Here is a 20,349-nt window from a genome sequence, read left to right on the forward strand (position 1 = left end):
TGAGAGGGTGTTTTATACAATTACCAGCTCAAAAGCAATATAAGAAATGCCTGAAAGTGGAATGTATCGGGCCAGATCTAACCGGACGGCCCTGACTTGTTACATCTGACAGCCAAACTTGTAATTGCAGTCGCCTGATCCGCTGGTCATAGCAAAACGGCATGGATAACGCCGAGTTTTTCATTTTCGTCATTGCCGGTTCAGACTTAGCGTATGCGACCCTGGCTAACCCCATCCCGAGCGGATGCATCAGCACGATTGAGGAATCTTCATGAAAACTTCTCTGGCAACTGTTTCGATCTCAGGCACGCTGGAACAAAAGCTCCAGGCTGCCGCCAGGGCCGGATTCGACGCCGTTGAAATTTTTGAAAATGATTTCACCCAATATCCGGGCACAGCCCGCGATGTGCGCAAGATGTGTGACGATCTCGGCCTGCATATTCTGGCATTTCAACCGTTCCGCGATGGCGGTGGTGTACCAGCCGCCATGCACCAGCAGTCGCTCTACCGAATGGCAAAAAAATTCGAAGTGATGCACGAGCTCGGCACCAGCCGTCTGCTGGTTTGCAGTGTCGTGCCGGACTTTGCCATTGATGACCCCGAGCTGACTGCCGCCCAGTTACACGACTTTGCCGAAATCGCCAAAGACGCTGGCGTCAGCCTCGCCTATGAAGCACTGGCCTGGGGTAAATATATTGCTGACTACGACGATGCCTGGGAAATCGTCAAAAAAGTTGCCCACCCGAATCTTGGCATTGGCCTCGATACCTTCCATATGTTCTCCCGCGGCTGCACACTGGACACGTTGGAGCGGGAAATCACGCCGGAGAAAATCGCGCTGGTACAGGTTGCGGATGCGCCACTGATGAAAATGGAAGTGTTGCAATACAGCCGCCACTATCGTTGTTTCCCCGGTCAGGGCGAATTCCCGATGGTCGACTTTATGCGTTGTCTGAAAGCCAAGGGCTTCGACGACTATGTCTCTCATGAGATTTTCAACGACGACTTCCGGGCATCATCACCGGTAGAAAAAGCCGTCGATGGTATGCGCTCACTGATCTGGCTTGACCGCCAGAGCGAACTGCCAGTCGAAACCGCAGCAGAAAACATCATTGATGACGTCGAATTCGTTGAATTTGCCGTCGCTGGTGAAACCGGCGAGCAGATGGTCGCCTTCCTGCAACAGCTGGGCTTTAGCGAAACCCATCAGCACAAGTCCAAGCAGGTCACATTGATGCGTCAAGGTGACATTAACCTGGTGCTTAACCGTGAGCCGCAAAGTCAGGCTCACAAGCACTTTGAAGATCACGGTGTGTCGGTCTGCGCACTGGCCTTCAGCACCCCGGCAATGAAAAAAGTGATGCAACGGGCCGAACTGTTCCGTTGTCCCCGCTTCACCAACCAGACCGGCCCTGGCGAGCTGAATATTCCGGCGATTCGTGGTGTTGGCGACAGCCTGGTGTATTTTGTTGATCGTAAACCGGTACGCTTTTTCGAACTCGACTTCGAACCCATTGTTGAACCGGCAAGTCCGGCCGCCAGCAGCCCTGGCCTGAGCCGAATCGACCATATTGGCCAAACCGTTGCCAGTGTTGACTTCCTGTCAGCCGGTTTCTTCTACAAGAGCCTGTTTGATTTCTCGGTTGAAGCCAGTCAGGACCTGCCCGATCTGCACGGCCTGGTCGTTAGCCGTACGGCCGTTAGTCCGAACCGCAAGATCCGTATTCCATTGAACATGACCACCGCGCGGGCAGCCTCCGCGCAGCGTTTCCTCGACCAGACCCGTGGTTCCGGTGTACAGCAGCTGGCGTTTGCCTGTGAGGATATTTTTGCCGCCGCAGCAGCCGTGCCGGATGAGTTACGACTGGATATTCCAGCCAACTATTACCGTGATCTGGAAGCCCGCTTCCAGCTGTCAGATGAATTGATTGAGCGCCTGAAGGCCAATCATATTTTGTACGACCGTAACGACCAGGGTGAGTTTTTCCACTTCTACACCCGTGAACAAAACGGCATGTTCTTCGAAGTCTTGCAGCGCTGTGGCAACTACGACCGCTATGGTGAAGCCAACGCCTTTATCCGTCTGGCGGCGCAGGCCCGCGCCGCTTCTGCCTGATCACTCTGATTGTCGATTATCGGCAATGTTTGGCCGCCCAATGGGCGGCCTTTTTTTGTTTGCCTGAATCAGCCCGGCTGCCTTACATCAGCGGCTGACCATTCAGGGTCGCCACCCCATCACTCATACGGAAGGCAATCGGTTCGCCGGTTTGGGCGATTTCAGCCACCATCGGATGCGCCTGCGACGCCAGCATGGCAGCCATCGGACTGAGTTCGGCATCAACTTCCGCATTAATCACGGAGGTCAGCATCATCATCGCCATCGGATCACCACCACTGGCTGCCAACTGGCTAAAATAGTCTTGTGGCAATTTGCTGGTTTCCAGTTTCAGCTTGCCCTTGATGTCCACAAACTGTGAGCCATTCATATCAAGGCGGGTTTTGGCTTCGATCACCGGACCTGGCGCCAGCAACTCATCTGCCCGTTGCTGCGCAAAACTCATGATCATCGGCAACATCACCGCCGGATCACTGCTACTGCTGCTGACATCCATCAACTGTTGGATAAACTCACGCAATACCTTGCCATCCAGCCCTCCCATGCTGCTGTGAATATCCAGTCCACTGATTGCGCCCATCGGGCTGACAGCCTCTGCCAGCTTGACGGAAAACTGATAATCGAAGGTTTTGGCAATAGCGACGTCAGCGCCAATTTCCAGCCCACTCATCTCCAACTGCTCGAGAGGCTTGCTGGAAAGGCTTTTCAGGTGCTTGATTCGAATCGTTTGATCGCTGTCCAGTGACCCCGCAGAACCCTTGTAGTTCTGCTGATAATCCAGCGCCGATACTTCAACGCCACTGTCCGCCGTGGTTACCCGAATGGTTGGAATACTGGCACTGATGTGCGTCTCACCTTCAAGCCGGTTTTGCTCATAACCACTCATGGCAAAGTCGACCGGGTAAGCCGGAATATCCACTGTGAGAGTATTTTCCGGGGTCAGCTCATCACCTTCGAGCGGCAGGTCACGGCGAATTGCCGGAATCAGAATCTGGCCACTGCCACCATCCAGTTCCGCCTTGCCGATGATCCGGATTGGCTGATTCGAAAATACTTCCGTGTTGATTGACAGCATTTCACTGGCCTGGCTACCGACCAACAACTGCACCACCGAGGCTTCGTACTGTACCCCCTGCAGCACAGAGTGGCGGATCTGGTAGTCCACCACCATATCCACTGCCGCTGGACTGAGATCAGCATGAATCAGGGTACGACCAACACTGGTCATCCAGCCGTCATGACGACTTTCGACCTGTACCTGCACCGGGTGACCGAGTTGCTTGCTGAGTGCAGCCGAAGTCAGTTGCTGATCCAGCTCCGTACTGACAGCTTCCTTGACGGCATATTGGGCATAGCCAACGCCAGCCAGAGACAAGGATGCCAGGGCGATACCTGCATAGATTGCTTTCATCACAATTCCCTTTGTTATTAGGACTGAGTCTGCTCCGATGTAAGCCCGGAGCTTCCTGTTGATTCGGCATGATAGCCGGAATCCGGGACAAAACTTTACAGAAGTTCCCCGCCAGACACAGCCGATCAATCCACGAAATCACAGCGATGGATCAATTTTTCGGGAGACGGGAGAGGAGCGGGCCGCGCAGGTACGGGAGACGGGAACACTATGGCAGTCTGGGCCATGCCCAACAATTATCAGGGGCGGCTCAGCCGACGTCCAAACCAGACCCAGACCCCAGGCAAGAAAGACCAGCGGCCCGCCGGATCAACGAGCCGCCGGCATCACTCAGAACAGGGCTGAGGTGATGTTGTATTTTTTCGAGAAATAATCCAGCGCCGCACGGTCGTCTTCGACCTTGTGACCAGTGAAGATTTCAAAGGCATCAACGCCCTGGTAGAAGAACAAATCATAGCCGGACACGATCTGTACATCCTTGCTGTGACATTCAACCAGGAATTCCGTGTCCATCGGCGTGTATACCGCATCAAACGCCCAGCGCTGACCACCAATACAGTCGGCTTTCAGCGGAATGCCCGGGGTTTTGTTATGACCAACCGGGGTACAGTTGATCAGGCCGTCAACGCCACGGGAAGCCTCTTCCATCTCTGCGAACGGCACCACTTTGGCGTTATAGCCAGCAGCCACCAGCGTGCTCACCAGCGACTCGGCACTGGCCGGGTTGAGGTCACACACCAGCAATTCGGTGGCACCCAGATCAAACAGGCCAAAGGCAACCGCACGACCAACACCACCAGCACCGATCATCAGTACCTTGCCAGCAGCGGCATTACCAAAACGGCTCTGGTAACCGCGCACAAAACCGGTGTAATCGGTATTGAAAGCCTGTACACCATTCTGCATACGCAGGGTATTGGTTGCGCCCATCTTGCGAACCGAGTCATTCAGCTCGTCGGCATAACCAACGGCCAGGGTCTTAAACGGAAAGGTCACGTTGGTACCGGCATAACCTTCGTCACGCAGGCGCTGCAACATGGCCGCAAAAGCTTCCGCCGAGTCATTTTCCGGCTCGCACAGCTGGTAGTTCACCGGGATGCCAAACATCTCACCCAGAGTCATATGCAGGGACGGTGCCCGCGATTGCGAAATTGAAATGCCGATCAGACCGAGTTTGACCATGTGATTATTCTCCAGAACTTCCAGCGCGGCTTACAGGGCGGTTTGTAAAGAAACCCGCCGAGGCACGAAAACCGCACGACGATACACCAGCGCCGAACGCTGCTGGATGAATTTTGCAGTGGTGATCCATTCCAAAACCGCAAGCAAGACCACCATTCCTGGTGGCCCTGACGCCAGCTATATAGCTCGGCATTGATCGACCACAGAAATATCTGACACACCGTCATGCATGCCAAATCGGCATACATCTTCAACAAACTCTCACTTTTAAAATCATCCTTGCTAATTCAGAGTGTCCCTCGCTTTTAAAAATACCCTATATTTTTACCTGCCCTTTGCAGGAACTCAGGGTTAAACTGGCCGACGGCCCACTTGAGCAGCCGCCGGTCTGATAAATTCGCACAAGCAATACGCGAACTGCCGATTGCAGCTGAATAACAATAACCAGGGTGTCCAGACAGACCCCGATCGGAGAAGTGACTATGAAATCCATGACCAAAGCCCTGCTCGCTGGCGTAATCGCTGCCGCAGCATCTATCCCGGCCTATGCAGCCACTACCCTGACTCTGGCACACGTTGACCCGGTTGACTGGCACACCTCCAAAAAAGGTGCCGCCGCCAAGGTTTTCAAAGAACTGGTTGAAGCTGAATCTGCTGGTCGCCTGAAAGTGAACGTCTACCCATCTGGCCAGCTGGGCGGTGAAACTGACGCTATCCAGTCTGCCCAGGACGGTACCCTGACCATGACCATGGTTTCCGGTGCCTATGCCCGTGTTTGTCCTGAAGCCGGTGTGCTGGAAATTCCATACCTGTTCCCATCCGCACCGGTTGCCTGGTCCGTACTGGACGGCGACTTTGGTAAAGCGCTGGGTGAACAGTGTCTGAAAACCACTGGTCTGCGTACCCTGGCGTACGGTGAAACCGGTTTCCGTAACTTCACCAACTCCAAACGTGCGGTTGCTGAACCAAAAGATCTGGATGGCCTGAAAATCCGTGTGATGACCAACCCGCTGTACGTTGAGATGGTCAAGTCCATGGGCGGTGAACCAACACCAATCGCCTGGCCAGAAGTACCAGCAGCACTGACTACCGGTGTTGTTGACGGTCAGGAAAACCCGGTTTCCGTTATTTACGCCAACAAGTTTTATGAAATGCAGAAGTACCTGACCCTGGATGGTCACGTGTACGGTGCCGACTTCTTCCTGATCAACGACGAGATCTACAGCGATCTGCCCGCCGAAGACCAGGCGATTATCGCCCGTGCCGCCAAGGTCGCTGCACTGACTGGCCGTGCCATTCAGCAAATCAACTCTGCTGAAGGTCTGACTGCTCTGGCAGCCAAAGGCATGACCATCACAACTCCAACTGCAGCCCAGTTGGATATGTTCCGCGCTGCAGCTCAGCCTGCGGTTGTTGAATGGCTGTCCAAGCAGATTGATCCAAGCTGGATCGAACGTGCCCAAAATGCCGTTGATGCTGCTGCCAGCAAGTAATATCCACCCCTGAAAAGAATGCACCGTACCGCGGTGCATTTTTTTTACTCAGTCCGGTACCCACCCATGTTTTCCATCTACACCCGATTGCTGTCGTTTATGACAGGTCTGTCGCTGTTCGCTGTATTTGCGGTTGTGCTGGTTGCCAGCTTGTCTCGCTACCTGTTCAACATGCCGATTCAGTGGAGTGAGGAAGTTGCCAAGTACGCCATGATTTATGGCGCCATGTTTGGCATGACGCTGTGTTATCTGAATAACAGCCATATTCGCTTCACACTGCTGGAAAGCCTGACTCCCAAGGTTCATCACCGCTGGATCTATCTGACTCACGATGGCATTGCGCTGGTCAGCGGGGCGATCCTGAGCTGGTCTGGCTATCTGTTCATGATGAAACGTGGCGCGCTGATTGCCACCGGCACCGGACTGCCAATGTATTACTTCCAGAGCGCCATGGTTGTGGGTGGAGCCACCCTGACACTGGCCGCGCTGATCAAGATCGTTCGTCACTTCACCCACCCGGAACAAGGGGAATAATTCGCCATGATCGCATTTGCTATTCTGATCGGCCTGCTGGTCATTGGTGCCCCACTGGCGTTTGCCATTCTGCTGGCAGTGGTTGGTTACGTCGGTTTTGAAACCCCGTTCAAGATTTCGCTGGTTGCCCAACGGGTATTCTCTGGCGTTGATTCCTTCGCCATTCTGGCGATTCCGCTGTTCGTACTGGCCGGTGAGCTGATGAACGAATCCGGTATTACCGGCCGTATCATCAAGTTTGCCAACGCGCTGGTTGGCCATATGAAAGCCGGCCTGGCGCAGGTGAACATCTGGGCCTCGGTGATTTTTGCCGGACTGTCCGGTTCTGCCGTAGCGGATACCTCGGCACTGGGCCGGGTGTTTATTCCGACCATGGAAAAAGAAGGCTACCCGCGTGATTTCGCGGCGGCGCTGACTGCTGCATCCTCCGTGATCGGCCCGATGATCCCACCGTCAATTCCGGTCATCATCTATGCCCTGATCACTACGGGCGTTTCCGTACCGGGTTTGTTCCTGGCGGGTGTTGCGCCTGGCATCCTGCTGGCCATTGGCCTGTCGATCTATGTCCGCATGACCGCTGCACACTATGCCGAACAGCATCCAAAGTTGAGCATGAAGGAACGTGTCAAGGCGTTCAGTGAAGCCTGGGTACCACTGCTGATGCCAGTATTTATTGTTGGCTCAATCCTGACCGGTATCGTGACGCCGACTGAAGCGGCCGCACTGGCGGCAGGTTATGCACTGGTTGCCGGTATGTTTGTCCTGAAGAGCCTCAAGTTCAGCATGTTGCCAGGCATCTTCAGCCGCGCCATGCGTGATTCTTCTGTGATCCTGCTGATTATCGCGGTCGTTGCTGCGGCTAACTGGCTGCTGACCTTCTCGCAGATTCCACAGACCATCAGTGAAAGCGTGCTGTCTTCAATCACCTCTCCATGGGTGTTCCTGCTGATGGTGAACGGTATCCTGCTGATCGTGGGCCTGTTCCTGGAAGGTATTGCGGCGATGCTGATCCTGCTGCCGATCCTGCACCCGATTGCCATGACGCTGGGTATTGATCCGACCCACTTTGGTATTGTGGTGATCTTCAACCTGATGATTGGCCTGATCACGCCACCGATGGGCATCTGTCTGTTCGTCTCCAACTCGGTTGCCAATGTTGGCATGGGCGCGATTTCCCGTCGCATTATGCCGATGTTCCTGGTTGAGCTGGCGGTACTGGCGATTATCACCTTTATCCCGCAAACCGTGACCTTCCTGCCGAAGATGTTCGGTTACTAAGGCCCGCTGAGACTCTGTTTCGCCGCTCTGGGCGGTGAAACAAGCCCCATAAAAAAACCGCCAGCAGGCGGTTTTTTTATGGGCGGGATTTGATAACTGAGCGCTGCAGACTCAAACACTCAACTGCCGCACGACCCACTCACGGGCATCGGCAGCCAGCCCCATGGTCTGGGCCAGCCCCTTGTGCCGATAGGATTCGTCATTAACGCTGAGCACCACATCCCCCCGGTAACCGGCATCACGACATTGATGCAGCAACCCAGCCAGATCACTGGTGAGGTTACCTGCGCCCGGCAGGAAACGCTGATGACCATCGACTTCGATCTTGTCTTCCAGAATGTGCAGCGAGCTCATCTTGAAGTCGGATACCCGCAGCAGAAAGACTTTTTCCGCAGGCAGCTGCTGAAAGACCTTGCTGATGTCCAGCTCGGTGAGATCCTGAAAGCTGTCCACCACCAGCCCGAGGTTGGCATTGCCCGCCTGTTCAATCAGCTTCCAGGCAGACGCCAGATCGTAGGCATGATCGGACCAGGGTAACGGCCGGTAGCCAATCCGGATACCGCGTTTCATCGCCAGCGTGGCCAGCGCCTGCAACTGGATCACCAGGTCGGCCACATGGCTGGTTTTGTTAAACGCAGACGGGTTAACGATCAGCAGCTTGCAACCCAGCTCTGCCATCATGTCGAGGTTGGTTTTCGCCAGCTCCATGCGATAACCCAGTACATGACCAATATGGCCAGTAAAGTCGCGTAACTCCTTATAGGCCGACACCCGCAGGCCACTGCGTTTGATCAGCTCAACGCCATCACGGATGCTGGTACTGGATTTGGCCAGATCATGGGCATCCAGTTCGATACCATCAAATCCGGCGGCCTTGATAGCCAGCAAACGATCGGCGAACTGGCCCGGCAAACCGCCAAGGCCCAGTACCACAGCATTACTCACTTGTCGGACTCCCAATAGAAGCTCAACGAGCTGTACTGGCTGTCGAGTAACAAACGGCCGCTGGCATCGACTTGCACCCCAGCCGGAACCTCGGCACCAGCGAAAGTAATACCGCAGAAATGTTCAGCACCAACGTTGTCGTCAGCCGCCAGGGTGTCAGCCGCAATCGCCAGTTTGCAGTGGCCTTCTTCAGACACCAGCGAACCATCGTCCTGCAATTCAAAACCAAACAGCTGCACAAAGAAGTCGCGCCATTCCTGCTGACGACCGTCGACCACTTTCATGGTCAGCTGTGAGACCGAACCCAGATAGCTGGCAGGCAAGGCATGCTGCGGCAACGGCTGAAAATCGACGTCGTAAATGGTTGGCCGGTTAGGCTTGCGGTCAATCAGGAACAGTTGGGAACCACCAATGCCTTCGATCGCCGGAATGTTCAGCTCCATCGCTCCAGCGCTGGTTTCAGACGGCCAGGCACCTTTCGCCTGCAGGGTCTGGAACGCGGTCTGGGCATCGTCCACCAGCACCCCAAGGGCACAGACGGTGACGCCATACTGACGCGCCAGATCTTTTGGCGTACCAGACGGTGATTCATTCACAATCAGGTTGATATCCCCCTGACGGTACAACATCACGGGTTTGTGACGGTGGCGGGCAATGGCTGCAAATCCCAGCCGGACAAGTTCCTGCTCCAGCGCCGCAGTATCAGGCGCAGACAATTCGATATACTCGAGTCCAAGGGCACGGACAGCGGTGGGGTACAGTTCATCAGTCACTGATCAACTTCTCCAAGATAAGAAATCAGCTTTCAGTGTAATCCAATCGGCAGATTCCGCCCAGCGACGTAATCGAGCTTCCCGGGGATATTTTCAAAGCGCCACCGTGATTTTGACAAATATCCCTAACACATTGAATAACAATAAGTTTTTTTGAATTCGTATGAATTTCCGGGTTTTTTGATTATGTTTTTCGATATAAAACCACAGATTACAACCGCTTATTATTGATCCAGCCGCTCTACCGCATAAGGCCCCTGCTGGAGGTTGCGAATCAGGTAATCAACACAGGTTTTCATCCGTACGGAATTCGATGAGCGCATTGGCGTGACTGCCCAGATATCTGCCTGCTGACGATATTCCGGCAATACCCGCACCATTTTGCCCTGTCGAATCAGCTCCACTACGTCCCATTCCGCCAACAGAATGATGCCATGCCCCGCCACCGCCCAGTTTTTGACTATGTCACTGTGGTGCGAACGGGTGCTGCGGCTGTCGACCCGCACGGTCTCGGTACCATTCGGCCCCTGCAAACGCCAGGAACCATGGCCAATATCACCATGTTTGTAGAGCAGACAATCGTGCTGGGTCAGTTCCCAGATGGATTTGGGCTCGCCGCGCCGCTGCAGGTATTCCGGTGCTGCAACCAGTACCCGGCTGGATTCCTGTACCAGCTGGGAAACCACATGAGGCTCTCCCACTGTGCCGTTACGAATATCGATATCAATGCCTTCTTCGAGCAGGTCCACCCGGTGGTCAACCAGTTCCAGCCAGACATCAAGGCTGGGATATTCCCGCACCAGTTCAGACAGAATCGGCGCTACGTGCTCACGTCCCAACCTCAGACTGGTGGCAATTCGCAATGACCCGGTCGGCAACTCCTGGCTGCTGGTCACTTCCTTTTCCAGCGCATCAGCCGACTCCAGAATTTTTTCTGCCCAGCTGTGCGCAACACTGCCCTCACGGGTGATCTGGATGGTGCGGGTGGTGCGATTGAACAGCCGGGTACTCAGCTTCAGCTCCAGATCTGAGATGCGTTTGCTGATGTAGGCGGCGGAATAGCCCAGTTCCGTCGCGGCCCGCGAAAAACTGCCATTACGAACCACACAGCAGAACACTGTGAGATCCATCAAATCCCATCGATTCTTCATTATTAGTTACAAATAATTCAAATGTTTCGCTAATTATTATTCATTTAATCATGAGATAGCATCCTTCCCCAGTCTTCCTGCACTCAAAATATAACTATGACAGGTATGAACAAATTCCGAATTGCCGTGGTCGGTAATAGCCCAAGCGCCCATCAGTACATTGAGCGCATCATTCGCCATCCTCATTGTGAACTGGCGGCCATCGTTGAGCCATCAAAGCCCGCGCTGGTATTGGCCTGTCATCTGCAGGTTGCCTGGTTCCCGAGCCTCAATGAATTGTTGAACAGCGATAAGCCCGATGCGGTGATTGTCTGTTCCGCCACGGAACAGCATCTGCAACAGGCGATTTTCTGTATCGTTGCGCGGGTCCCGGTGATGCTCTCGGCCCCGCTGGTCAGTTCACTCGATGCCGCCCGCGAATTACAACATGCGTTAGATTGCCTGCCATCCATTTGCCTGATGGCCAAGCCACTGCAATACAACGACCGACTGCAAGCATTCCGGCAACAACTCGCCGATCCAACAGCCGGCCAGCTTATGTCAATTGAAGGCATACTGAATATTCGTCGCCAACCACTGCCGTTTTGGGCCGCTAAACACAACCCAAACACCTGGCTGACTGATGATGAGTCCTTGATCAGCCTGCTGCCGCAGCTCTGGATACTGCAAGCTGTCGCCGGAGACATCCATAAAATTGCAGCGGTTCCTGACGGTGTACGGCCAGCCAATGGGCCATACAGCCCAACCATTGAGCTCGAATTTGCCAACGGTATACAGGGGCGATTCCGCCTCAACAGCAGCGCCCTGATCAGTAACCTGACCGGCACCCCGGCCAGCGATCCGGACGATGATGGTCTGACTGAATTCGCCGATTTCAGCTTCCACACCAACACCGGCACGCTGCAGCTGCACACAAACGGAACAGCCTTCAGGTGTCACTTGCCGATCGGGCAACCCAATATCCACGCCAACAACCGTCCATCCGGCACGGACTGCCTGAGTGCGCAACTTGAGCATTTTTATCTGCTGCTGTGCCGGCGCCAGCCAGAGTCTCGTTCGGTGGCAGAATTTATTCAGCAGCTGGAATTGGCGAAACAGATTTTTCAGGCCATGGCGGGCAAATATCCAGCCCTGCATTTGCCTGTTACTCACGATCTGCCAGTCTTAACTGATACTCTTTAACAACGACAAGAATAATCGGAGCACAACATGAAGAAGTTTTTGGCAACAACCCTTGCTGCCCTGAGCCTGATTGCAGGCCAGGCCAACGCCGCAGAGTATCCGACCAAGGATATTCAGGGTGTCATTATGTGGGGCGCGGGCGGTTCAACCGATACCGTTATGCGTTCCGTCACCCCGCACGTCGAAAAGCTGCTGGGTGCTGATGTGATCATGACCAACAAAACCGGCGGTGTCGGCGCCATCGCGACCAAATACGTTTTCACTCGCAAGGCCGATGGTTACACCTTGTTGATGGGCGCCGAAAACCCGCAGATGTACAAAGTGCTGGGGCTGGCGCCCATTGATTACAGCGACATGATTCCAATCAGCATCCTCGCCCGTGGCACTCCGATCATGGTGGCCAGCAACGATGCGCCCTACAACAACATGCAGGAATTGATTGATTACGTTAAGGCCAACCCGGGCAAGGTGAAGGCTGGTTCCACCGGTCAGGGCGGTATGGCGTCGATTGTGATGTCGATGCTGCAGTCGCAGGTCAAGCTGGATACCACCACCATTCCCTATGATGGTGATGGCCCGGCACTGACCGCTCTGCAAGGCGGTGCCATTGACATCATGCCAGCGGTGCTGGGGGCCGCGATTGAACACGTGAAAGCTGGTCGCATGAAGGTGATTGGTCTGATTGATGTTGACGCCAATCCACTGCTGCCCAACGTTACCCCGATCACAGAGACCCTGCCTGGCCTGAAGTCCATGCTGCCATGGGGCCCATTCTTTGGTGTATTCGTCAAGGCAGGCACACCGGCCAATATCGTCAGCAAACTGTCTGATGCTTTCAACGCCGGCGCTCAAACCGACGACTTCAAGGCACTGATGGCACAGCGTGGCTACACTGTGATGGGTATCTCCGGTGACACGGCCAAAACCTTCCTGGAAAGCTACCGATCCGTTTCTTCCTGGCTGGTCTATGATGCCGGCTTCGCCAAACAGTCTCCGGACAAGTTCGGTATCAAACGCCCGCAATAATACAGCCCACGGCCAGCGCCCCGCGCTGGTGTTCGATCGGCCATCCCACAACCAGGGTTGTGGGATGGCCAGAATCCGCTTATCAATAACAAGGGGTTACCAATGTCTGTCGACATTATGACCATCCCGAAAAAACCTGGTGAAACCCTGTTTGGTTTCCTGATGTTGGCATTGAGCCTGTTGCTGTTCTGGCAATCCTGGAAAATTGCCGGATTTTCCTCTCTCAGTTCAGCGGGTGTCTTGCCTTTGGCAGCTTCCGGTTTAATGGTAATCAGCTGTGTGATTGCTCTGGTCGACGATTTCCGCCGCCCTTCCCATGACGGTGAATGGCATGAGTTTTTTCAGCACGTCCTGCCATTAACCGTTGCCCTGATGATCGCGGTGATTTTCCTGTTCGCCATCATGCTGGACACCGTTGGGTTTATTATCACCGCCTTCCTGTTCCTGTTTGGCAGCATTCAGTTACTGCATCGCCGGGGCATTGGCAAATCCTTGCTGATTGCGGCAGTAGCGCTGGTACTGGTGTATCTGGTGTTCCGGATTATTTTTGTTGTCGTGCTGCCAGAGGGCATTATTCCTGAACAGGATATGCTGTCTGCCATTACTGCCTGGCTGGAGTGAGACAGATCCATGGAAGCCTTAAGTTATTTTGCCAGCTCGTGGATTCACCCCGAATTACTGGCGCTCACTGCGCTGGGAACCTTCCTCGGCATTTATGTCGGCGCAATTCCCGGCCTATCCGTCACCATGGCGGTTTCGATCCTGATTTCCTTCACCTTCTCCTGGGACGTCAATAACGCCCTCTGCCTGATGGTGGGAATTTACATGGGTGGTGTATACGGCGGCTCCCGTACCGCCATTTTGCTGAATATTCCCGGTGCTCCATCGGCCATTGCCACCGCGCTGGATGGTTACCCGATGGCGCAACGCGGTGAAGCCGGTCAGGCTATTGGCCTGTCGACGGTGATGTCGGTTATCGGTGGTTTTGTCGGCATTATCGTGCTGGCGGTAGCTGCCCCGACCGTCAGTGAATTTGCCATCAAATTCCAGCCGCGAGACTACCTGATGCTGGGTCTGCTGGGTATTTTGCTGGTTGGTTCGCTATCCGGTGAGAGCCTTTCCAAAGGGATTTTTGCCGGTGCTCTGGGCATTCTGATCGGTACCGTTGGACTTGATCCGATGACTGCGGAAGAACGCTTCACCTTTGGTGTGGTGGAGCTGTGGAACGGTATCAACCCGGTGGCGGTCATGATCGGTATGTTTGGTATCGCCGAAGCCCTCAATCAGCTGCACCATCTGGATAAAACCGCCGTCAAACAGAAGGTCGACAAGATCATCCCGTCCTGGAAGGACATCAAAAAATACCTGCCACTGTCGTTACAAAGCTCCTCAATTGGCGTGGTCGTTGGTTCCCTGCCCGGCACTGGCGGCGACATTGCCGCGTTGATGGCTTACGACCAGGCCAAACGCTCAACCCGCAATCCTGAAGTGCCGTTTGGCAAAGGCGCCAGGGAAGGTTTGATTGCTCCGGAAGCAGCCAATAACGCTGCCGTTGGTGGTGCCTATATTCCGATGCTGACGCTGGGTATTCCCGGTGATGCCGTGACCGCCGTTTTTATTGGCGCGCTGTTTATTCATGGCCTGAACCCTGGCCCCATGCTGCTCACTGAAAAGCCGGAAATGTTCTGGTTTACCGTTGGCAACCTGACGCTGGCGAATATCTTTGTGCTGATTTTTGGCCTGACCGGTATCAAGCTGTTTACCAAAATCGTCGAAATGCCCAAAGGCATTCTGATTCCGCTGATTTTCCTGCTATCCATTGTTGGTGCCTACGCCATTAACAACTCGATTGCGGATATCTGGTGGATGCTCGGATTCGGGGTATTGGGATATTTTATGAAGCTCTACGGCTATCAGGTTGGCCCGGTGATTCTGGGCGTGATCCTCAGCCGTCTGATTGATGAAAACTGGCGGCGGGCGATCATGTCGGAACGCGGTGAAATCGATTCACTGTTCGTCAATCTGTTTGCCAGCCCGCTGTCGGTCACGCTGTTCTGCATTATCTGTCTGGTATTTATTTCCCAGACACCGATCTGGACTCGCTGGCTGAAGCCACGTCTGATTCGTTCCTGAGAGCTGCTGCAGTAACAAAAACGCCCCGATAAGTCGGGGCGTTTTTGTTTATAAATCTGGATCAGGTGCTGGCTTGAATCAGGCAACAGCCACCGTCAGCTGGCGTTGCAGATGGGCGATATCGACCATCATGTTGATATGGCGAACCTTGCCGCGTTGCAATGTCCAGGTAATCGCACAGGTAATACCAACCAGTTTGTTATTTGGCTGAAATCCGAATACCGGCTTATTGAACGTGCCACATATGGTCATCACACTGATACCACGGTCACCCTCGACCATGATGTCTTCGATCGCCAGATCGAAATCTGTGATGGCGGAATGGAGGTATTCTACTTCCTTGGCAAAATCATCAAATTCCCGGGATTGCATGGACTCGGATGCGTGAAACAGGAAGTCCCTACTCACCATTTGCCGCACAATGTTGAATCGACCTTTCCCCCAGGCATTGTGGATAAACTGCGCTATCAAAAGCTTCTGTTCACTAGCCATTGCCATTTCCATGGGTTGTTTATTTATTCGGCAGTGATTCTAGTTACAACTAATTACACCAGCTATCGGAAGCCGAAGGATTCGTGATCTGGTTCAATAATTCCGGATAACCGGTCTGTAATAACCTGTCAGCGGTCAATTAATCAGTTATTTTTCGCCGCGTTCAGCACCTCAAATTGCTGCTTCACATAGTCCAGCGTGGTGTTAAGTGTCTGGATAATGGCGTCATTATAGGAAAACTGCGATTTCAGCCGCGCCTCCTGAGCCGTCATCCGATCATCCAGATCTTCTTTCTCTTGTTCTATAGCCGTTTGCTGGTCAGTTAATGAGTTCAATTTGGTGTTGATCACACTGTCACTACCAGACAACAAGGACTCCATTAAATCCGCCAGTTGGTCACCAAAGCCGGATACATAAGTCACTGTGCCACGATCACCGACAGAGCCACCGGTAATTTTAAGACGCAAGCCCGAAGCATCATCAACCTGCCCTACCGCATCAGAACCCCGTTCCCCATCGCCGATGCCTTTGACGAAACCAAAGATCGACGCTGCTTCGGCACTAACGGAGGTAATTTCCACCACTGAGTCACTGCCGGTGGTATTCGAAATAATGCCGAACTTGTTGTAGGCAAATGAGGTAGCGTCGGTTGAGAAATCGACACTCACCGAAATGTTTTCAGACTTGAACGCCGAAGTGTTGTTTATAGCCGTTTCGAGCGCGCTGGCCAGCGCCCCGCCACTGATGTAGGTCGCCGGATAATTCAGCTGCACCTCAGCTTCAACACCATCAATATTGATACTGAAGGTGCTGTTATCGGCATCCAGTACCACGCTGCTGGAGAAATCGGCTGCTTCTCCACCGAGGTAATAACCCGGCTTGGCAGCCACGTTACCGTCCACGGCACGCAGGTACTGGCCGTTCCCGGTCGCGGTCACACCATTAATGGTACCGGCAACGTCCTGGCCGGTCGGAATCTCTTCGGAATACAGGCTGACGTCCTGCAAGCCCAGGTAGGAAATGGCGGTCGAATCGAGATCGGTAAAACCAACCCGGGTGCTCTGGCCGCCAATGGTGATGTTAAACGAGCCCTTGTCGTCATCAGCATTGTAGTTGTAGGCCACCTCAACATTGAGGTCATAACCATAATCCCGCTCTGACGTGGTCAGACCCAGACCGTCGTAACCATTGCTGGATACTTCAGCACTCATGCCCAGCGTGGTAGCGGCACTGCCAGCCAGATTGGATACTTCAATACTGGCGTTGGAACCCAGCGTCGCAGCATTCTTGATGCCATGCTGGCTGACAGTTTCAAAATACAGCTGGCCAAGGTCATCAACCTTCGCAACCACATCACCGGCAGAGAAATTACCCGAAGCCACCAGCGCTTCATCCAGCGCCAGCTGAATCACAGACAGGTTGGAATCGGCATCGTTAGTGCCTGCGGTACCGTCACCATCCACCGTCACGTCGATGGCGGTGCCTCCCACGGTGAGGGTGAAACTGGCGTTGTCACCAGTGAAATCAATACCGGTAGTGATGTCGCCAAACGACGAGGTGTAGGCACCACGGCCGTCAGCTGCGACTTCAATATATTCTTCGTGCCCCGTGGCCACGGTGGTCAGCTTGAGGCCGGTGCCATCCAGACTGGCCGTCACCACGCCACTGCCATAGGCAGCATCAATGGCACTCTGGATATCCGCCAGGTTGTCACCGGTCGAGCTGTTGATAATGATTTCCTGCTCGTCGCCGGAAACGTTCAGAGTAAAACCGGCATTGGTGGTGCCAAAATCAATCAGCGAGCTGATGTCGCGGGAACCGGTCGTGGTTTCCGCCCCTTCCACCTTCGGTGCCAGGTTGGCGTCGGCATCAATACTGGCCTGCAAGCTAGCCTGCAACTGCGCTGCCAGATCGTTACCGGTGGCGTAGGTACCGGCTGGCAAGGTCACCAGCGAATCGCCTGATGTACCATCCACCTGAACCCGAAACGACACGTCAGAGCCAAAGGTCAGCCCCGCGTCCTTACCATTGGTTTGTGCACCATCCGTGGCATCCAGCCCCAGCAGCACGTCGGCAGTACTGGAACCCGCAGCGGTAATTTCAATCGACTTGCTGGCGCCGGTGCCGGTAGTGGTGAAAATCAGATAGCCACTGTCATCAAACGAAGCCGTGACCTGGCCAGACAACGCAGTACTGTCGATCGCCGTCTGAATCGCCTGCAGGGTGTCCTGGCGGTCACCAAAAATACCGTCGCCGTTGAGGTCGTTACCGGACGCGCTCTGACTCACAGTGACGTCCACCGCCGCCGCACCGTCAACCGACAGCGAGAACGTGGCATTGTTGCTGGCGAAGTTGATACCGGCACTTTCTGCGACTGAACGGGTTCCCGCCAGCGTGCTGGCACCACGACCATTAAACGCAGAGGCGTCCAGCGTGGTTAATTCAACGCCTTTGTAGGTACCCGAGTTGAGCGTATTAAAGCCGAGGGTATTGGCAGTGTTTTCATCCACACTGGTGAAATACACCTTCGACGAGGAGCCGTAGGTGTTGGAAATAATGTTGAAGGACGACTGGGTTTCATCGTACTCCACCGATACCGAATAGCCCTTGTTGGCAATGTTGTCGGAACTGTTGATCTGCAGCGCCAGCTCCCGGGAAAGGTCGTCTGCGCTGCTGTAACTACCCTTGGTCAGCGTTACACGCGACGTTGTACCGTTGACGTTAATGGTGAACTGGTCGTTGGTGTCGTCGATCACGACCGGTGAGCTGAAATCCAGCCCGGCCACGCTGCCGCCCTCATAAATCGCCTGGGTCGCCAGCTGGGTTACGACCACATCGTAGGTGCCTGGCTTGGTATTGATCGAATCGTTCACATAAGTGATCTGGCTATCGGTGGTGGTACCGGTTTTGGCCAGAATTCCCACGACAGAGCTGCGCGATTCAGTCAGCGCGGTTTTAAACGCTGATGTGTCAAAGGTCAGCAGATAGCCATTGTTTTGGTCGGTGTTGACGCCCAGCTCGGTCAACGAGCGGTAGGACGTGCCCGACAAGCCAGTAATAGGTTGGCTGATCAGCGAACGGATCTGCGATTGAATACTGCGCAGGGTCGAGTCACCCAGCAGAATACCGCCGGTGGATTCGGTGGCATTGTAGGCAGTGACTTCGTCGGTAAAAGCCTTGAAGCTGTTGTAGGCGTCCACAAACGCCTGGATATTATCCGACAGGGTTTCAACATCCGGCTCAACCGTAATGGTGACTGAAGTCCCCACGTCGGCGCTTTTGAGGTTCAGCGTAACGCCGTTGATCACCTCATTCACGTCGTTGCTGCTGCGGGTAATCGTCAGGCCGTTCACCACCAGCAAGGCGTCCGAACCGGCACTGGTTTCTTCAATACCGCTGTAGGCCAACTGGGTTGGGTTATAGGCCAGCGCCGCCAGACCATCAGTCAGCTCGTTGCCATTGCTGTCGAGCGCCTGAATCCGCATCGCCTGCTCTTCACCGGTGTCATCCGAGGTGATCAGCAAGCGATAGCCCTGACCATCGTTAACGATTGAGGCGGTCACGCCAAATTTACCGGAGTTAATCGCGTCTCGAATACCGCTGAGGGTGTGGTTGGAGTCGTCAATCGTGATGGTGGCACCAGCGATATCCGGGTTTACTTCCTGGCCGGTCAGGTTGCCATCAACGTCATAGGTATTGGTGCCAAAGGTAAATACCAGCTTGCCAGTACCCACAATTTCCTGGGCGCTGGCATAACTGTCACTGGCCAGAGAATGCGCCTTGGCAGTGGCCTGAACTTCGACGGTGTAGGTGCCCGGTGTCGCCGAACTGGAGGTCGTCGCGGTCAGAATGCTTTCGTTGGAGGAACTGGCAATGGTCGACGCTGCTTCCGACGGACTCGCCAGAGCACTCACCGCCGAGTCAATGGAAGACAACAGCGATTTGACTTCGCCATAGGCAGTAATACGGGCCTCAACCAGCTCAGCTTCGGCATCCAGACGCAAATCAGCCGCTTCACGTTCAGCGCCAATAATGCTTTCGACCAGATCCGAGGTCAGTACACCTGAGCCAAGCCCCAGTGATTCGATGGTTGCCATGATTAACTCCAGGCCGGAACGGCGGCCAATAAAAAACCCACACCAGTGTTATCGACCAGTGTGGGTTTTACTTTAGTGCAATTTTTAGACAGGCATTAGCGAATCAGAATTTCCTCACTAGACCTGGGCACTGAACAATAACGATGGTTCTTCATCATTCAATTTTTGCGCCAGTTCCACTGCCAGTTCACTGGGAATTTGCCGGATCAACTCCTCTGAGCTTTTATCGTAAACCCGAATGATGGTCTTCCCTGAGTGTTCATCGAGTCTGAATTCCAGACTGCGTTCGGATTGTTGGACGTACTCGTTGATTCGACTTACTGCTTCCTGAACTTGTTCTGCATTCACTGCGGCTGGCTTGTTCCCTTCTGTTCCCGCCGCTGGCAATGCCTTGCCGCTTTCGATCGTCTTGCCAGTATTCGCCTGATACATACTGGTCACCTTGTTGGAGGCTCCCAGCGATGACAGGTCTGGCCGGTCCATGCTGAATTCGTTCATGGTTCACCTCACTGGTTTAAATACGATATCTGGTGGCC

16 protein-coding genes are annotated in these 20,349 nt (G+C 54.2%); 8 read left to right on the plus strand and 8 right to left on the minus strand.

Annotation, left to right across the window (positions count from 1 at the left end):
* Nucleotides 1-271 precede the first annotated feature (271 nt).
* Entirely contained in the window at nt 272-2,116 is a 1,845-nt protein-coding gene (locus tag K6123_RS21130; protein ID WP_221801364.1) for a bifunctional sugar phosphate isomerase/epimerase/4-hydroxyphenylpyruvate dioxygenase family protein, read from the plus strand.
* Between the two features lie 82 nt (nt 2,117-2,198).
* Here the strand turns inward: K6123_RS21130 and K6123_RS21135 are convergent, their stop codons facing one another.
* Nucleotides 2,199-3,527 carry a DUF945 family protein gene (locus tag K6123_RS21135; RefSeq protein ID WP_221801366.1) on the minus strand — a complete coding sequence of 443 codons (1,329 nt, stop codon included), beginning with the start codon at nt 3,525-3,527 and terminating at the stop codon, nt 2,199-2,201.
* A 330-nt stretch (nt 3,528-3,857) separates the two neighbouring features.
* Nucleotides 3,858-4,709, minus strand: a complete 852-nt coding sequence (locus tag K6123_RS21140; RefSeq protein WP_221801368.1) for a shikimate dehydrogenase family protein — start codon at nt 4,707-4,709, stop codon at nt 3,858-3,860.
* Nucleotides 4,710-5,191: 482 nt separating this feature from the next.
* Between K6123_RS21140 and K6123_RS21145 the strand changes: the two genes are divergently transcribed.
* The 3 genes from K6123_RS21145 (at nt 5,192) to K6123_RS21155 (ending at nt 8,014) form a co-directional block, all read left to right on the plus strand.
* On the plus strand, nt 5,192-6,202 hold the full coding sequence (locus K6123_RS21145; protein ID WP_221801370.1) for a DctP family TRAP transporter solute-binding subunit: 1,011 nt from the start codon (nt 5,192-5,194) through the stop codon (nt 6,200-6,202).
* A 66-nt stretch (nt 6,203-6,268) separates the two neighbouring features.
* Nucleotides 6,269-6,736, plus strand: a complete 468-nt coding sequence (locus K6123_RS21150; RefSeq protein WP_221801372.1) for a TRAP transporter small permease — start codon at nt 6,269-6,271, stop codon at nt 6,734-6,736.
* A gap of 6 nt (nt 6,737-6,742) precedes the next feature.
* Entirely contained in the window at nt 6,743-8,014 is a 1,272-nt protein-coding gene (locus tag K6123_RS21155; RefSeq protein ID WP_221801374.1) for a TRAP transporter large permease, read from the plus strand.
* 111 nt (nt 8,015-8,125) lie between these two features.
* Here the strand turns inward: K6123_RS21155 and K6123_RS21160 are convergent, their stop codons facing one another.
* The 3 genes from K6123_RS21160 to K6123_RS21170 form a co-directional block, all read right to left on the minus strand.
* The gene (locus K6123_RS21160; RefSeq protein ID WP_221801376.1) at nt 8,126-8,959 is read right to left on the minus strand and encodes a sugar phosphate isomerase/epimerase family protein; all 834 of its coding nucleotides are present in this window, start codon (nt 8,957-8,959) and stop codon (nt 8,126-8,128) included.
* Nucleotides 8,956-9,732 (minus strand): VOC family protein, encoded by a 777-nt coding sequence (locus tag K6123_RS21165; RefSeq protein WP_221801378.1) that lies wholly within the window; start codon nt 9,730-9,732, stop codon nt 8,956-8,958. Before K6123_RS21165 ends, K6123_RS21160 begins: the two co-directional genes overlap by 4 nt.
* A 224-nt stretch (nt 9,733-9,956) precedes the next feature.
* Complete coding sequence (locus K6123_RS21170) at nt 9,957-10,862, minus strand: LysR substrate-binding domain-containing protein (protein WP_221801380.1); 906 nt, start codon at nt 10,860-10,862, stop codon at nt 9,957-9,959.
* A 126-nt stretch (nt 10,863-10,988) separates the two neighbouring features.
* On the opposite strand from K6123_RS21170, the gene K6123_RS21175 reads away from it, so the two are divergent.
* The 4 genes from K6123_RS21175 to K6123_RS21190 all read left to right on the plus strand — a co-directional run bounded on the left by K6123_RS21175 (nt 10,989) and on the right by K6123_RS21190 (nt 15,224).
* A complete protein-coding gene (locus tag K6123_RS21175) occupies nt 10,989-12,065 on the plus strand; it encodes a Gfo/Idh/MocA family protein (RefSeq protein WP_221801382.1) in 1,077 nt (358 codons plus the stop codon).
* 27 nt (nt 12,066-12,092) lie between these two features.
* On the plus strand, nt 12,093-13,091 hold the full coding sequence (locus tag K6123_RS21180) for a Bug family tripartite tricarboxylate transporter substrate binding protein (protein WP_221801384.1): 999 nt from the start codon (nt 12,093-12,095) through the stop codon (nt 13,089-13,091).
* A 102-nt stretch (nt 13,092-13,193) separates the two neighbouring features.
* On the plus strand, nt 13,194-13,712 hold the full coding sequence (locus K6123_RS21185) for a tripartite tricarboxylate transporter TctB family protein (RefSeq protein WP_221801386.1): 519 nt from the start codon (nt 13,194-13,196) through the stop codon (nt 13,710-13,712).
* 9 nt (nt 13,713-13,721) lie between these two features.
* The gene (locus tag K6123_RS21190; protein WP_221801388.1) at nt 13,722-15,224 is read left to right on the plus strand and encodes a tripartite tricarboxylate transporter permease; all 1,503 of its coding nucleotides are present in this window, start codon (nt 13,722-13,724) and stop codon (nt 15,222-15,224) included.
* Nucleotides 15,225-15,302: 78 nt separating this feature from the next.
* On the opposite strand, the gene K6123_RS21195 is transcribed toward K6123_RS21190, so the two are convergent.
* The 3 genes from K6123_RS21195 to K6123_RS21205 form a co-directional block, all read right to left on the minus strand.
* Nucleotides 15,303-15,716, minus strand: a complete 414-nt coding sequence (locus K6123_RS21195) for an ester cyclase (protein ID WP_221801389.1) — start codon at nt 15,714-15,716, stop codon at nt 15,303-15,305.
* 143 nt (nt 15,717-15,859) lie between these two features.
* Nucleotides 15,860-19,813, minus strand: a complete 3,954-nt coding sequence (gene fliD, locus K6123_RS21200) for a flagellar filament capping protein FliD (protein WP_221801392.1) — start codon at nt 19,811-19,813, stop codon at nt 15,860-15,862.
* Nucleotides 19,814-19,930: 117 nt separating this feature from the next.
* A complete protein-coding gene (locus tag K6123_RS21205) occupies nt 19,931-20,311 on the minus strand; it encodes a flagellar protein FlaG (RefSeq protein ID WP_246624942.1) in 381 nt (126 codons plus the stop codon).
* Between the last annotated feature and the right edge of the window lie 38 nt (nt 20,312-20,349).

It is taken from the genome of Oceanobacter mangrovi (genome assembly GCF_019740315.1).
Taxonomy (GTDB): domain Bacteria; phylum Pseudomonadota; class Gammaproteobacteria; order Pseudomonadales; family Oceanobacteraceae; genus Oceanobacter; species Oceanobacter mangrovi.

Bases quoted from the DNA above. Each gene is read 5' to 3' on its own strand.
- K6123_RS21130 (WP_221801364.1), top strand. From the start codon at position 272: ATGAAAACTTCTCTGGCAACTGTTTCGATCTCAGGCACGCTGGAACAA.
- K6123_RS21135 (WP_221801366.1), bottom strand. From the start codon at position 3,527: ATGAAAGCAATCTATGCAGGTATCGCCCTGGCATCCTTGTCTCTGGCT.
- K6123_RS21140 (WP_221801368.1), bottom strand. From the start codon at position 4,709: ATGGTCAAACTCGGTCTGATCGGCATTTCAATTTCGCAATCGCGGGCA.
- K6123_RS21145 (WP_221801370.1), top strand. From the start codon at position 5,192: ATGAAATCCATGACCAAAGCCCTGCTCGCTGGCGTAATCGCTGCCGCA.
- K6123_RS21150 (WP_221801372.1), top strand. From the start codon at position 6,269: ATGTTTTCCATCTACACCCGATTGCTGTCGTTTATGACAGGTCTGTCG.
- K6123_RS21155 (WP_221801374.1), top strand. From the start codon at position 6,743: ATGATCGCATTTGCTATTCTGATCGGCCTGCTGGTCATTGGTGCCCCA.
- K6123_RS21170 (WP_221801380.1), bottom strand. From the start codon at position 10,862: ATGGATCTCACAGTGTTCTGCTGTGTGGTTCGTAATGGCAGTTTTTCG.
- K6123_RS21175 (WP_221801382.1), top strand. From the start codon at position 10,989: ATGAACAAATTCCGAATTGCCGTGGTCGGTAATAGCCCAAGCGCCCAT.
- K6123_RS21180 (WP_221801384.1), top strand. From the start codon at position 12,093: ATGAAGAAGTTTTTGGCAACAACCCTTGCTGCCCTGAGCCTGATTGCA.
- K6123_RS21185 (WP_221801386.1), top strand. From the start codon at position 13,194: ATGTCTGTCGACATTATGACCATCCCGAAAAAACCTGGTGAAACCCTG.
- K6123_RS21190 (WP_221801388.1), top strand. From the start codon at position 13,722: ATGGAAGCCTTAAGTTATTTTGCCAGCTCGTGGATTCACCCCGAATTA.
- K6123_RS21195 (WP_221801389.1), bottom strand. From the start codon at position 15,716: ATGGCTAGTGAACAGAAGCTTTTGATAGCGCAGTTTATCCACAATGCC.
- fliD (WP_221801392.1), bottom strand. From the start codon at position 19,813: ATGGCAACCATCGAATCACTGGGGCTTGGCTCAGGTGTACTGACCTCG.
- K6123_RS21205 (WP_246624942.1), bottom strand. From the start codon at position 20,311: ATGAACGAATTCAGCATGGACCGGCCAGACCTGTCATCGCTGGGAGCC.